The organism is Streptomyces sp. NPDC096105 (assembly GCF_044763335.1).
GTDB lineage: Bacteria > Actinomycetota > Actinomycetes > Streptomycetales > Streptomycetaceae > Streptomyces.
This window is the reverse complement of sequence record NZ_JBIWGC010000003.1, coordinates 220,818-234,647: the sequence shown is the minus strand read 5'-3', so window position 1 is coordinate 234,647 and position 13,830 is coordinate 220,818. Positions and strand designations below refer to the sequence as shown.

Annotated in this window: 6 protein-coding genes; 3 read left to right on the top strand and 3 right to left on the bottom strand. The window is 74.5% G+C overall.

The annotated features are described in order from the left end of the window. Positions 1 to 21 precede the first annotated feature (21 nt). The 3 genes from ACIQ8B_RS06560 to ACIQ8B_RS06550 form a co-directional block, all read right to left on the bottom strand. Positions 22 to 1,521 carry an alpha/beta hydrolase gene (locus ACIQ8B_RS06560; RefSeq protein ID WP_290011031.1) on the bottom strand — a complete coding sequence of 500 codons (1,500 nt, stop codon included), beginning with the start codon at positions 1,519 to 1,521 and terminating at the stop codon, positions 22 to 24. A 145-nt stretch (positions 1,522 to 1,666) separates the two neighbouring features. Continuing rightward, complete coding sequence (locus ACIQ8B_RS06555) at positions 1,667 to 3,217, bottom strand: alpha/beta hydrolase (RefSeq protein WP_403545733.1); 1,551 nt, start codon at positions 3,215 to 3,217, stop codon at positions 1,667 to 1,669. Between the two features lie 86 nt (positions 3,218 to 3,303). Next, on the bottom strand, positions 3,304 to 6,006 hold the full coding sequence (locus ACIQ8B_RS06550; RefSeq protein ID WP_403545731.1) for a lysylphosphatidylglycerol synthase domain-containing protein: 2,703 nt from the start codon (positions 6,004 to 6,006) through the stop codon (positions 3,304 to 3,306). A gap of 188 nt (positions 6,007 to 6,194) precedes the next feature. Between ACIQ8B_RS06550 and ACIQ8B_RS06545 the strand changes: the two genes are divergently transcribed. The 3 genes from ACIQ8B_RS06545 (at position 6,195) to ACIQ8B_RS06535 (ending at position 13,827) form a co-directional block, all read left to right on the top strand. Beyond that, on the top strand, positions 6,195 to 6,581 hold the full coding sequence (locus tag ACIQ8B_RS06545; RefSeq protein WP_403545729.1) for an MGMT family protein: 387 nt from the start codon (positions 6,195 to 6,197) through the stop codon (positions 6,579 to 6,581). Between the two features lie 257 nt (positions 6,582 to 6,838). Next, positions 6,839 to 10,159: an ATP-dependent DNA helicase gene (locus ACIQ8B_RS06540; RefSeq protein WP_290011027.1), complete on the top strand. Its 3,321-nt coding sequence runs from the start codon at positions 6,839 to 6,841 to the stop codon at positions 10,157 to 10,159. A gap of 113 nt (positions 10,160 to 10,272) precedes the next feature. Further along, on the top strand, positions 10,273 to 13,827 hold the full coding sequence (locus tag ACIQ8B_RS06535; protein WP_403545726.1) for a UvrD-helicase domain-containing protein: 3,555 nt from the start codon (positions 10,273 to 10,275) through the stop codon (positions 13,825 to 13,827). Positions 13,828 to 13,830 lie beyond the last annotated feature (3 nt).

Below are 13,830 nucleotides of genomic sequence, written 5' to 3'. Positions count from 1 at the left end.
TGCCCGGAGCCCTCGACGCCGTTACGAGCAGACCTTGCCGTCCTGCGGCACCGTGCCGTCCAGCAGGTAGGCGTTCACCGTGGAGTCGACGCAGTCGCTGCCGCTGCCGTAGGCGCCGTGGCCCTCGCCCTTCCAGGTGAGCACCACCCCGACGTCCTCGCCGAGCTCGTCCGCCATCCGCCGCGCTCCCTCGTACGGCGTGGCCGGGTCGCCCGTGTTGCCCACGACCAGGATCGGCGCCGCGCCCGGGGCGCTCACCTCCGGCGTCTCGAACTGGCCCGGCACCGGCCAGTCGTGGCACCAGCCCGCCGTGTCCCAGCCCAGGAACGGACCGAAGACGGGGGAGAGCTCCTCGAACTCGGGCAGCAGCTTCTTCGTCTCCGCGAGAGTGGGCCGCTGCTTGTCGTCCAGGCACGATATGACCCGCTGCGCGTGGGTCGTGGTGCCGTAGCGCCCCGAGGCGTCCCGTTCGTTGTACCCGTCCGCCAGGGCCAGCAGCTCCGTGCCGTCCCCGTCCTCCGCCGCCTCCAGCGCGCTGGTCAGCGCCGGCCAGCTGGACTCGCTGTAGAGGGGCAGCACGATGCCGATGACCGCCAGCGACTGCGTCAGCTCCCGGCCGGAGGAGGACGTCGGCAACGGCTCGGCGTCGATCCGGTCCAGCAGGTCCGCGATCTCCCGCGAGCCCTGCTCCGGGTCGCGTCCGGTGGACCTCAGGTAGTTGTCGAGGGCGGTCTGGAAGCCGCGGGTCTGGTTCTTGGCATGGCCGATCGTGTCGGCGGTCGGGTCGACCACCGCGTCCAGCGTCATCCGGCCCACCTTGTCGGGGAAGAGGTGGGCGTAGACCCCGCCCAGCTCGGTGCCGTAGGAAATGCCGAAGTAGTGCATCCGGTCGTCGCCGAGGGCCTGCCGGATGCGGTCCATGTCACGGGCGGTGTCGGTGGTCGAGACGTGCGCCATCAGCTTCCCGGCGGCCTTCTGGCAGCCCTTGCCGAAGTCGGCCGCGTCCTCCAGGAACACCCGCTCCTCCGCCGGGGTGTCCGGGGTCCAGTCCACGGAGGACTCGGCGGCCTCGATGGCCTTGTCGTCGCGGCAGCGCACGCCGCTGCTCCCGCCCGTCCCGCGCGGGTCCCAGCTCACCAGGTCGTACCGCTCGCGCAGCTCGGCGGCCGTTTCGGCGTAGGCGGGCAGGGTGGAGACGCCCGAGCCGCCCGGCCCGCCGAAGTTGAACAGCAGGGAGCCGATGCGGTCGCCGCCCGTGGCCTCGGCGCGGACGAGGGCCAGGCCGATCGTCTCGCCGTCCGGCTCCGACCAGTCCAGCGGCACCCGGAGCGTGGCGCACTGCCACTCGTCACCGGGCGCCGGCGCGTCCTCGGTCGCCTCGCAGCGCCCCCAGTCGAGCGCGGTCCCGCCACCGCCCCTGTCGTCCTTGCCGGAACCGTCGTCCGACGGGCCGCCGCCGCAGCCCGCCGTCAGCAGTGCGACGGCGACCGTCAGGGCCGTCCACCGTGTGAACCGGGTCATGTGCCACTTCCCCCCTCGCGGGCCGTCCGCGTCGTGCGGCGGACGGCTGTCCCGACATCGTAGGCAGTCCCGTCACTGACCGGGGAAACCTGTGGAAACTCGCTGAGCTGGGATTTCGTCACCCCCGCCCGTACGGCCGGGCACGTCAGGGGCAGACCGTCCCGGTCTCCGGCACCGTGCCGTCCAGCAGATAGCCGTGCACCGCGTTCCGCACGCAGCGGTCCTCGCTGCCGTAGGCGCCGTGCCCCTGCCCCTGGTACGTGAGTTCCACGCCGACCCCCTCACCGAGAGCTCTCGCCATGCTGCGCGCCCCCTCGTACGGGGTGGCCGGGTCGCCGGTGTTGCCGATCACCAGGATCGGGGCCGCGCCCGGAGCGCTGACGTCCGGGTGGTCGGCGGCGCCCGGCACCGCCCAGTCGGTACAGGTGATCATTCCCCAGGCCATGTGCTCCCCGAAGAGCGGGGACGCCTCGCGGAACCCGGGCAGCAGCCGCTCCACGTCCGCCGGGGTGTAGCGGGGCTTGGCGTCGGCGCAGTTGACGGCGACGTTGGCGGGCACGAGGTTGCTGTACTCGCCGTTCTCGGCGCGGCCGTTCATCGAGTCCGCCAGCACCATCAGGATCGTGCCGTCCCCGTCGTACGCCTGCTCCAGGCCGTCGGTGAGGAACTCCCAGAAGTCCTGCGAGTACAGGGCCTGCGCGATCCCGCTCGTCGCCATCGTCTCGGTGAGCCGGCGCGGGAAGACGCCGGGGACGGGCCGGCGGTCCAGGTCCCGCAACAGCCTGGCGATGCGGTCCTTCACGTCCTGGACGCTGTCGCCGACGGGGCAGCCCTCGGTCCGGGACACGCAGTCCTCGGCGTAGTTGTCGAGGGCGCGCTGGAAGCCGCGGGCCTGTCCGAGCGAGGCCTGCTCGTAGTTCTGCGCCGGGTCGACGACCGCGTCGAACACCGCGCGGCCCACCGTGTCGGGGAACAGGTGGGCGTAGACGCCGCCGAGTTCGGTGCCGTACGAGATGCCGAAGTAGTGCAGCTTGTCGTCGCCGAGGACCTGGCGCATCAGGTCGAGGTCGCGGGCCGCGTCCGTGGTGCGCACGTGCGGCAGGACGCGCCCGGAGCTGTCCTCGCAGGCGGCGTTGAACTCCTTGGTGCTGTCCAGCAGTTCCGTGCGTTCGGCGTTGTCGTCGGGGGTGCCGTCCTGCTGGAGGTGCTCGTCGAGCTCCTGGTCGTCCCCGCAGGTCACGGGCGCGCTGCGGCCGACCCCGCGCGGGTCGAAGCTCACCAGGTCGTACCGGGTGCGCAGGATGGCGTAGTCCTGGCCGAACGCGGGCAGCGTGGTGACGCCGGAACCGCCGGGACCGCCGAAGTTGAAGATCAGCGAGCCGATGCGCTCGCTCTCCGGGCCGCTCGACCGGACGCGGATCAGGGCGAGGCCGATGGTGTCGCCCTCGGGATCGTCCCAGTCCAGCGGCGCCTTCAGCGTCGCGCACTCCCACGCGCCCCGGGCGCCGGGCAGCGGCGAGGGCGCCGGACCGCCGCCCTGGGCCTCGTCCGGGGCGGGGCAGGCCGTCCAGTCCAGCTTCTGCCGCGTCAGGTCCTGGGCCGGGTCGTCGCCCTCGGCGCACCCCGCCAGCAGCGCGGGCAGCAGGACGGCACAGGCGGACAGGGCGGCGGCGCGCAGCCGGAGGGGGCGGGGCATGTCCCCATCCTGCGGTCGTCCACGGCCGGGCGCGCGGGACACGGGCCGTACGAGGGAGGACCGCGCACGGCCCGTGCCTCAGCCGGTCACAGGGCCGCTTTGCGGGTGAGGTGGTTGAAGGCGAGCCAGCCCGGCAGCACCGGCAGCCACAGCGTCAGCAGCCGGAAGAGCAGCACCGCCGGCGCGGCGACCTCCTTGGGCAGGCCGACCGCGATCAGACCGACGGTCAGGGTGGCCTCGACGGCGCCCACACCGCCCGGCGTCGGCGCCGCGGACCCGAGCGCGTTGCCCGCGAGGAAGACGACGGCGACGCTGGCGATGCTGACCGAGGTCGACTCGTCGCCGAACGCCCGGATCGAGGCGTCCAGGCACATCACGAAGCAGGCGGTCAGCAGCAGCATGCCGCCGATGCCGGTGATCAGCTTCTGCGGCCGCTGCAGCACGTCGAGCATGCGCGGCACGACGCCCGCGAACAGCGACCGCACGCGTGTGACGACGAACTTCCGCAGGAACGGCACCGAGGTCACCACCAGCACCAGCACCGCGACCGTCAGCAGACCGCCGATGACCGTGCGGGACGGCGTCAGCGAGGGCGTCTTCTCGGTACCGGTCAGATAGCCGAACGCCAGCAGCATCAGGATGTGGCAGCCGAGCCCGAACAGCTGCGACGCGCCGACACTCGCCACCGCGAGCCCCGGACGCACCCCCGCGCGCTGGAGGAAGCGCGTGTTCAGGGCGACGCCGCCGACGGCCGCCGGGGCGACGATCTTCACGAAGGAGCCGGCGACCTGGGCGGCCACCGTGCGCGGGAACGGCACCCGCTCCGGCACGAACCCGAGCAGCGCCATCGCGGCCGCCACATAGCTCAGCGCGGAGAACAGCACCGCCGCGGCCACCCAGCCCCACTCCGCGTTGGAGATCAGCGGACCGAACTCGATGTGGGTGAGCTGCGTCAGCAGGAAGTACGCGCCGATCGCGCCCGCGATGAAGCTGATCAGCGTGCGCGGACGCACCCGTTCGAGACGGGCCGGCTCGACCGGTGCCTGCGGCCTGATCCGCAGCACCTCGTGCCGGATCTGGCTGAGCAGGTCCTCCTCGCGCGCCTCCTCCAGCGCCTCGTCGATGGCCCGCTTCTCGGCCCGCTGCTCCGCGCGCACGGCCTTCTTGCCGGCCTTGTCCAGGGCGGCGGGACGGGGCTCCTCGTCGGCGTCGTGCGCGCGGGCCGGACGGGACTGCCGGGAGGCCTCCAGGACCGCCTCGCGCTCCCGCTCCGCCCGCTCCCGGGCGAGTCTGCGCAGCGTCGCGCGCGTGGAGCGGCTCAGCGCGATCGGCTGGAGCATCGGCAGGCAGTCCGCCACGGCGTCGGGACCGAGGACGCTCAGCGCGGAGGCCACCGCGCGTTCGGCGCCCACCCGCAGCCCGAGCGTCACCAGCAGCTGGGCGACGTCCATGCGCAGCACCAGGTCGCCGGACGCGATCTCCCCGCCGCGCAGGTCGGTGAGGATCACCGCACCGGAACGGTCCACCAGGATGGCGTCGCCCACCAGCCTGCGGTGCGCGATACGGCGGGACTGCAGCGCCTTCACCTGGTGCCAGGTGCTGCGCAGCAGCTCGTCGGTGATCTCCTCGTCCGGCAGCGAGTCCAGCGTGCGGCCGCCGGTGTGCTCGTAGACGAGCATCACCGCGTCGGGGCCCAGCTCCGAGGTGGCGATCAGCTTGGGCGCGTTGGCGCCGGCCGCGATGGCGGCGTAGGCCAGCAGGGCCTCCTGCTCCAGCGCCTGGCGCAGCGACTGCAGGCTCCTGCGGGTGGCGAAGCCGCGCAGTGTCAGGTTGCGCCACGCGCGGTAGAAGAAGCCCTGCGCCTGCTGCTCGCGGTCGACCACGGTGACGTCCAGGGGCGGGCCGTCCTCCAGGGTGACGAAGTAGCGGCGTCCCCGGTCGCCGCCCTCGGCGGCGTCGGCCGGCTCCTCGCGGGACGCGGTCACAGGGCGGAAGCCGACCGTCCGCAGCCCCGCCATCAGGGTGCGCCCGGTGGGCCGGACGTTGGGCGAGCCGACCGCGTAGAGCGTGCCGTAGGCGACGGACCAGCCGATCAGCACGGTGAGGACGATCGAGAACGGGGTGGTGTACCCGGTGACCAGCATCGAGAAGGCGTCGAGCAGCAGCACCACCCACAGCACCGCGCGCCACCGTGGTCTGCGGGACATCCCGACGGCCGTCATGTACGCGATGACGGGCGCGAGGTAGCCGTGCACCGGGTCGGTGAGGGAGTGGACGTCGCCGGGCGAGGGCTGGGTCAGGGCGTCCTGGATCGAACCGGGGGCGGCCCGCGCGACCCACAGGTCGGTGGCGAGGGTCACCCCGTGCGCGAGCACGGCGGCGAGCACGCCGTCGGCGATCCGCAGCCCGTCCCGTTTGATCAGACGTTCGATCGCGAAGGCGACCGGGACCAGCAGGATGGCGATGCTGGAGGCCAGGCCCGCGATCTTGATCAGCAGGTCGGGCGCCTGTCCGGTGCCCTTGTTGATGTCCTGTTCCAGCCCCGAGGTGGTGCCGTGGGCGAACGCGGCGACGGCCAGCACCACCACCACCGCGAGCACGCCGCCCACCAGCCGCATGAGGTCGGACGGACGGTGCACGCGCGCGGGGAGCAGCGGTTCGTCGCCCTCCACCTCGTCGATGTGCGCGACGTCCCGGTGCGCGGTGTCCGGCTGCTGCGCGGTGTCCGGACGCGACGAGGCGTCAGGGGTGCCCTCCGTGTCCCCGGGGTGCGCACCCTGCTGCTTCATCGTCTCTTCTCGATCTCGTATCACCGGTCACCGCCCGCATGATGGTGGCATGCCGTACCGCCACAAGGGGGCGTCAGGGTCCGCAAGCGGGGCGGCACAGTCTGCCCGAAGCGCTGCTCCGGGGCGAGCCGCCCGCCCGGGTCCGCGGCCGCGCCGCGTTGTCGGTGGGGTGGGGCAGGATGGTCCGGATGAGCCAGGAGAGTCTTCCGTCCGACGGCGGCCCGGGGCACCCGGACGCCCTGCCCGCGTACGCCGAGCGGGTCCTGGAGGTGGCCGAGCTGATCCCGCCGGGCCGCGTCATGACGTACGGGGACGTGGCCGAGTGGCTGGGGGAGGGCGGGCCCCGGCAGGTGGGGCGCGTGATGGCGCTGTACGGCGGGGCCGTCCCCTGGTGGCGCGTGGTCCGCGCGGACGGCGTGCTGCTGCCGGGCCACGAGCTGCGGGCCCTCGGTCACTACCGCGCGGAGGGCACACCGCTGCGGGAGGCGGGCCGGGCGGCGGAGGGCCATGTGCCACGCCTCGACATGAGACGCGCGCGGTGGGACGGCGGCGCGGACACCGGGGGTCACACCTGACAGCTTCCGCCATCCCGGCCGCCGCCGTGTGACCTGTGATCCTTGAGGGAGACATGAGGCACATCCGCGGCATGACGTACGTTCGTGAGTCGAGGGACGCGAGTGCCCGGAGTGACGGGAGGGAAGAAGCGGAAACCCTGCTTCCGCTCTTGCCCCCGGCGTAGCGTCGGCCGCGCGTGTCCCTCTCACCCCCCGACCACCGCCCCGCACGCGCGGCGGAACGCCCCACAGCACACCCACCAGGACCGGCGAACCACGTGAGCTCCTCTTCCTCCACCAGCGGCCTGTCGCACCCCCCGGTGCGGCGGGGGAGCCGTGGCGCCTATCGACTGGTGCGTACCCCGCCGGCCCGCGTGGATCCCCCTCCACTGGACGCCGCCCAGCGCTCCGTGGTTGAGCACGGCTCCGGGCCGCTGCTCGTCCTCGCCGGTCCGGGCACCGGCAAGACCACCACGCTCGTCGAGTCCGTGGCGGCCCGCATCGCCCGCGGCGGCGACCCCGAGCGCATCCTGGTGCTCACCTTCAGCCGCAAGGCCGCCGTCGAGCTGCGCGACCGCATGGCGCTGCGCATCGGCGCCGCCCGCGCCCCGCAGGCGACCACCTTCCACTCCTTCTGCTACGCCCTGGTCCGCGCCCACCAGGACAGCGACCTGTTCGTGGAGCCGCTGCGGCTGCTGTCCGGGCCCGAACAGGACGTCACCGTGCGTGAGCTGCTCGCCGGCCAGGTGGACCTGGAACGGCTCGGCCTGTCCCACGTGCGCTGGCCGGACGAACTGCGCGCCTGCCTGACCACCCGCGGCTTCGCCGACGAGGTCCGCGCGGTGCTCGCCCGCAGTCGCGAGCTCGGGCTCGACCCCGAGGCCCTGGACGCCTTCGCCCGCCGCATCGGCCGGCCCGACTGGCGCGCCGCCTCCGCCTTCCTCGCCGAGTACCTCGACGTCCTCGACCTCCAGGGGGTCATCGACTACGCCGAACTCGTCCACCGCGCGGTGCTCCTCGCCCGGCGCCCCGAGACCGCCGGGCGGCTCGCCGACCGCTACGACGCCGTCTACGTCGACGAGTACCAGGACACCGACCCCGCCCAGGTACGGCTGCTGCACGCCCTGGCGTCCGGCGGCCGCACCCTCGTCGCCTTCGGCGACCCCGACCAGTCGATCTACGCGTTCCGGGGCGCCGACGTCGGCGGCATCCTGGAGTTCCCGCACGCCTTCCCGCGCGCGGACGGCCGTCCCGCGCCCGTCCAGGTGCTGCGGACCTCCCGGCGCTCCGGCGCCGGGCTCCTCGAGGCCACCCGGCGGATCACCCGGCGCATGCCCCTGCCCCGGCTCCCCGCCGAGAAGGTCCGCCTGCACCGGGAGCCGGCGCCCGTGCGCGAGGGCGGCCGGGTCGAGGTGTACACCTACCCGACGGCCGGCGCCGAGCTGGACAACATCGCCGACATCCTGCGCCGCGCCCACCTGGAGGACGGCGTCCCCTGGAAGGACATGGCCGTCCTGGTCCGCGCGGGCAGCCGCACCCTGCCGACGGTCCGCCGCGCCCTCACCTCCGCGGGCGTCCCCGTCGACGTCGACGGCGACGACCTCCCCCTGCGCCACGAACCGGCGGTCGCCCCGCTGCTGACCGCCCTGCGCGCGGTGGCCATGGCGGAGGCGGAGGAGCGGGAGGACCCCGTGGACGCAGAGGACGCCGCTCCCGGCGACCGCTGCTGGCTCGACACCGAGACCGCGCTCACCCTGCTCACCTCCCCCCTCGCCGGCATGGACGCCGCCGACCTGCGGCGGCTCGGGCGTGCGCTGCGCGAGGAGGAGCGGGCGGCCGGGAACCCCCTGCCGCCGCCCTCGGACGAACTGCTCGCCCGCGCGCTGGCCGAGCCCGAGCGGCTCGCGGTGCACGACCCCGTCCACGCGCGCGGCGCACAACGGCTCGGCGCACTGCTGCGCCGGGCCCGCGCGCACCTGGCCGGCGGCGGCACGGCCGAGGAGGCCCTCTGGGAGCTGTGGGACGGCACTCCCTGGCCGCAGCGCCTGGAGCGCACCGCCCGCCGTGGCGGCGCGGCCGGCCGCAACGCCGACCGGGACCTCGACGCCGTGTGCGCGCTGTTCGCCACCGCCGCCCGCGCGGAGGAGCGCACCGGCGGTCGGGGCGCCCTCAACTTCCTGGAGGAGATCGAGGCCGAGGACATCGCCGCCGACACCCTCGCCCGCCGTGCCGTCCGCCACGACGCCGTACGTCTGATGACCGCGCACCGGTCCAAGGGCCTGGAGTGGGGCCTCGTCGTCGTGGCGGGCGTCCAGGAGGGCCTGTGGCCCGACCTGCGCCGCCGCGGCTCCCTGCTGGAGGCCGACCGCATCGGCCGCGACGGACTCGCCGAGCCGCTCACCCCCGGCGCGCTGCTCGCCGAGGAGCGCCGCCTGTTCTACGTCGCCGCCACGCGCGCGCGTGACCGCCTCGTCGTGACGGCCGTGAAGGCGCCGTCCGACGACGGCGATCAGCCCTCCCGCTTCCTGACCGAGCTCGGCGTCGAACCCGAGGACGTCACCGGACGCCCGCGCCGCCCCCTGTCCGTCGCCGCGCTCGTCGCCGAGCTGCGCGCCACCACGGTCGACCCCCGCGTCTCCGACGCCCTGCGGGAGGCCGCCGCCCGGCGGCTGGCCCGGCTCGCGGCGCTCGCCGACGAGGACGGCCGTCCCCTGGTGCCGTCCGCTCACCCCTACCGCTGGTGGGGCATGGACGAACCGACGCACAGCAAGGTGCCGCTGCGCGACCGCGACCAGCCCGTGGTGCTCTCCGGCAGCGCCCTCGACCAGCTGGCCAACACCTGTGCCCTCCAGTGGTTCCTGGGCCGCGAGGTGAAGGCCGACGCGCCCGCCACCGCCGCCCAGGGCTTCGGCAACGTCGTCCACGTCCTCGCCGACGAGGTCGCCTCCGGGCACACCCCCGCGGACCTCGACGTCCTCATGGAACGCCTCGACTCCGTGTGGAACGCCCTCGCCTTCGACGCGCCCTGGAAGTCCGCCCAGGAGAAGGAGAACGCGCGCGTGGCGCTCGAACGCTTCCTGAAGTGGCACGTCATGGACCGCACCGGGCGCACCCCGGTGGCCAGCGAGCACGACTTCGACGTCACCCTGGAGGCCGGCGACTACCAGGTCCGCGTCCGGGGCCAGATGGACCGCGTCGAAGCCGACGGCGAGGGACGCGCCTACGTCGTCGACTTCAAGACCGGCAAACAGGCGCCCAGCTCCAAGGAGGTCGAGCGCCACCCCCAGCTCGCCGTGTACCAGCTCGCCGTCCGCGAGGGCGCCGTCGACGAGGTCTTCGGCGGGGCGCGCCCCGAACCGGGCGGCGCCGAACTCGTCCAGCTGCGACAGGGCGCCGCCAAGCGGGACGGCGGCGACACCCTGCCCAAGGTGCAGGCGCAGGAGCCGCTGGAGGGGGAGTGGATCGGCGACCTGCTGGCCACCGCCGCGGGCAAGGTCCTCGACGAACGGTTCACCCCGACCGCGGGCCAGCACTGCGCCCACTGCGCCTTCCGGGCCTCCTGCAGCGCCCGCCCCGAGGGCCGCCACGTCGTCGAGTGAAGCGCGTGAACGGCAGGCGTGACGTATCGCACCACCCTCGCCGACCTGCGGTTCCTCCCTTCCGGCGGGCTCGGAGGGTCCACGCTGTCAGTGGCCGCGGCTAGATTCTCGGTGTGCCCGCCCGTATCACCGATCCCGAACAGCTCAAGGAGCTGCTCGGGATCCCGTTCACCCCGGAGCAGACGGCCTGCATCACCGCGCCGCCCGCCCCGCAGGTGATCGTGGCCGGAGCGGGCTCCGGCAAGACGACGGTGATGGCGGCCCGCGTGGTCTGGCTCGTCGGCACCGGCCAGGTCGCCCCCGAGCAGGTCCTCGGCCTCACCTTCACCAACAAGGCCGCCGGCGAACTCGCCGAGCGCGTCCGCACGGCCCTGATCAAGGCCGGCGTCACCGACCCGGACGCCATCGACCCGGACGACCCCCCGGGCGAGCCGGTGATCTCCACGTACCACGCCTTCGCCGGCCGTCTGCTCACCGACCACGGGCTGCGCATCGGCCTCGAACCGACCTCCCGGCTGCTCGCCGACGCCACCCGCTACCAGCTCGCCGCACGCGTGCTGCGCGAGGCGCCCGGCCTCTACCCGGCCCTCACCCGCTCCTTCCCCGACCTGGTGGGCGACCTCCTCGCCCTCGACGCGGAGCTCTCCGAGCACCTGGTGCGCCCCGAGGACCTGCGCGCCCACGACGCCGGACTGCTGCGCGCCCTGGAGAACGCCAAGCTCAGCAACGCCGACCTGCGCAAGGTCCCCGAGGCCGCCGCCGCCCGCCGGGAACTGGCCGAGCTGGTGCTGCGCTACCGGGCCGCCAAGCGCGAGCGCGACCTGCTCGACTTCGGCGACCAGATCGCGCTGTCCGCCCGGCTCGCCACCCTGCCCGAAGTGGGCCGCCTGCTGCGCGACGAGTTCCGGGTGGTCCTCCTCGACGAGTACCAGGACACCTCCGTCGCCCAGCGCGTCCTCCTGGCCGGCCTCTTCGGCGGCGGCACCGGCCACCCGGTGACCGCCGTCGGCGACCCCTGCCAGGCCATCTACGGCTGGCGCGGCGCCTCCGTCGCCAACCTCGACGACTTCCCCGAGCACTTCCCGCACGCCGACGGCCGCCCCGCCACCCGCCAGTCGCTCAGCGAGAACCGCCGCAGCGGCGGCCGGCTGCTCGACCTCGCCAACGGCCTCGCCGAGCCGCTGCGCGCCATGCACGCGGGCGTGGAGGCCCTCCGCCCGGCCCCGGGCGCCGAGCGTGACGGCCTCGTCCGCTGTGCCCTGCTGCGCACCCACACCGAGGAGATCGACTGGATCGCCGACTCGATCGCGCACCTGGTGAACACCGGGAAGGCCCCGGGCGAGATCGCCGTCCTGTGCCGCACGGCCACGGACTTCGCCGAGATCCAGGCCGCCCTGGTCGCCCGTGACGTGCCCGTCGAGGTCGTCGGCCTGTCCGGGCTGCTGCACCTGCCGGAGATCGCCGACCTCGTCGCCGTCTGCGAAGTCCTCCAGGACCCCGGCGCCAACGCCTCCCTCGTCCGGCTGCTGACCGGCCCGCGCTGGCGGATCGGCCCCCGCGACCTCGCCCTGCTCGGCCGCCGCGCGCGCCTGCTGGTGTCCCACGCGCGCGTGGACGGCGACGACGACCCCGACCGGCGGCTCGCCGAGGCCGTCGAGGGCGTCGACCCGGCCGAGGTCGTCTCGCTCGCCGACGCCCTCGACACATTCCTGGAGACCCCGCTGGAGGGCGGCGGGGACGACGACGGGCTGCCCTTCTCGCCGGACGCGCGCGTGCGCTTCGCCCGCCTCGCCGCCGAACTGCGCGACCTGCGCCGCTCCCTCGCCGACCCGCTGATGGACGTACTGCACCGGGTGCTCGCCGTCACCGGACTCGAGGTCGAGCTGTCCGCGTCCCCGCACGCGCTGGCCGCCCGGCGCCGGGAGACCCTGTCCAACTTCCTCGACATCGCCGCGTCCTTCGCCGCCGGCGACAACGAGGCCACCCTGCTCGCCTTCCTCGGCTTCCTGCGCACCGCCGCCCAGTACGAGAAGGGCCTGGACAACGCGCTCCCGGGAGGCGAGAACACCGTCAAGGTGCTCACCGCCCACAAGTCCAAGGGCCTGGAGTGGGACGTCGTCGCCGTCCCCGGCCTGGTCACCGGCGCCTTCCCCAGCGACCGGGGCCGCGACAAGTGGACGGCCCAGGGCAAGGTGCTGCCGCACCGGCTGCGCGGCGACGCCGACACCCTCCCCGACGTGCCGTCCTGGGACTCCCGTGGCCTGAAGGCCTTCCACGAGGCCATGAAGGAGCACCAGCACACCGAGGAGCTGCGCCTCGGCTACGTCACCTTCACCCGGCCCCGCTCCCTGCTGCTCGGCTCCGGCCACTGGTGGGGGCCGAGCCAGAAGAAGCCGCGCGGTCCCTCCGCGTTCCTGCTCGCTCTCCACGACCACTGCGCCGCCGGACACGGCGAGACCGAGGTGTGGGCGGACGAGCCCGCCGAGGACGAGGAGAACCCGGCGCTGCGGCAGGCCGGCGACGTCCAGGCGTGGCCGCTGCCCCTGGACGACGCCGCCCTCGCCCGGCGCCGCGCCGCCGCCGCGATCGTCCTCGCCCACCTCGACCGCCTCGCCGCCCACCCGCACGGCACGGCGGCCGTCCACGACCCGGACGCCCACGACGACCCGGAGTGGCCGCCCCCGCCGGACGACGAGGAGCCGTTCCCGGAGGACCTCCTCGACGACCCGTACCCGGAGGAGCCGTATCCCGACGAGCCCGGCGCGGTGGACGCCGGCCCCGGCGACTGGGACTCCTGGGCCACCGAACGCCCGGTCGTCCCGCACCAGGCGACCGCCCCGGACGCGCCCCGCGCGCAGCTGCCGCGCGTGCCCGGCGGCGGCCCGGACCTGCCGGCGCCCGCCCCCGCCCCTGCTTTCGCGCCCGCGGAGTCCCGCCTCGCCCCTGAGGAGGCACGTACCGTCGCCTCCTGGGACCGCGACCTGGACGCCCTCACCGGGGAGCTGCTGCGCGCCCGCGAGACCGTCACCGAGGTCCGGCTGCCCGCCTCCCTCACCGCGTCCCAGCTGCTCCGGCTCGCCGCCGACCCCGACGGCTTCGCCCGGGAGCTGGTCCGCCCCATGCCGCGCCCGCCGCAGCCCGCCGCGTGCCGGGGCACCCGCTTCCACGCGTGGGTCGAGGCGCGCTTCGAAGAGCTGACCCTGCCCATGCTCGACCCCGACGAGCTGCCCGGCGGCGATGCCGAGATCGCCGACGAGCGTGACCTGGAAGAGCTCAAGGAGGCTTTCGAGCGCACCAAGTACGCCCACCGCACGCCCTACCGCGTGGAGGCGCCCTTCCAGCTGTCGATCGCCGGCCGTGTCGTCCGGGGCCGCATCGACGCCGTGTACCGGCACGAGGACGGCGACGTGGCCACGTACGAGATCGTCGACTGGAAGACCGGCCGGGGGCGCACCGCCGACCCGCTGCAGCTCGCCGTCTACCGGCTCGCCTGGGCCGAGCAGCAGGGCGTCCCGCCGGAATCCGTCACCGCCGCGTTCCTGTACGTGCGCACCGGCGAGGTGGTCCGCCCCGAGCGCCTCCCCGGCCGCGCCGAACTGGAGCGACTGCTGCTCGACGAGCCGCACGGTGAGATACCGCACTCCGAGGACACCTCCGCGGGCCGATAGGCT

What these genes read in the sequence shown, in the direction of transcription:
- ACIQ8B_RS06545 (WP_403545729.1), top strand. Translation starts at nt 6,195, where the DNA reads ATGAGCCAGGAGAGTCTTCCGTCCGACGGCGGCCCGGGGCACCCGGAC.
- ACIQ8B_RS06560 (WP_290011031.1), bottom strand. Translation starts at nt 1,521, where the DNA reads ATGACCCGGTTCACACGGTGGACGGCCCTGACGGTCGCCGTCGCACTG.
- ACIQ8B_RS06550 (WP_403545731.1), bottom strand. Translation starts at nt 6,006, where the DNA reads ATGAAGCAGCAGGGTGCGCACCCCGGGGACACGGAGGGCACCCCTGAC.
- ACIQ8B_RS06555 (WP_403545733.1), bottom strand. Translation starts at nt 3,217, where the DNA reads ATGCCCCGCCCCCTCCGGCTGCGCGCCGCCGCCCTGTCCGCCTGTGCC.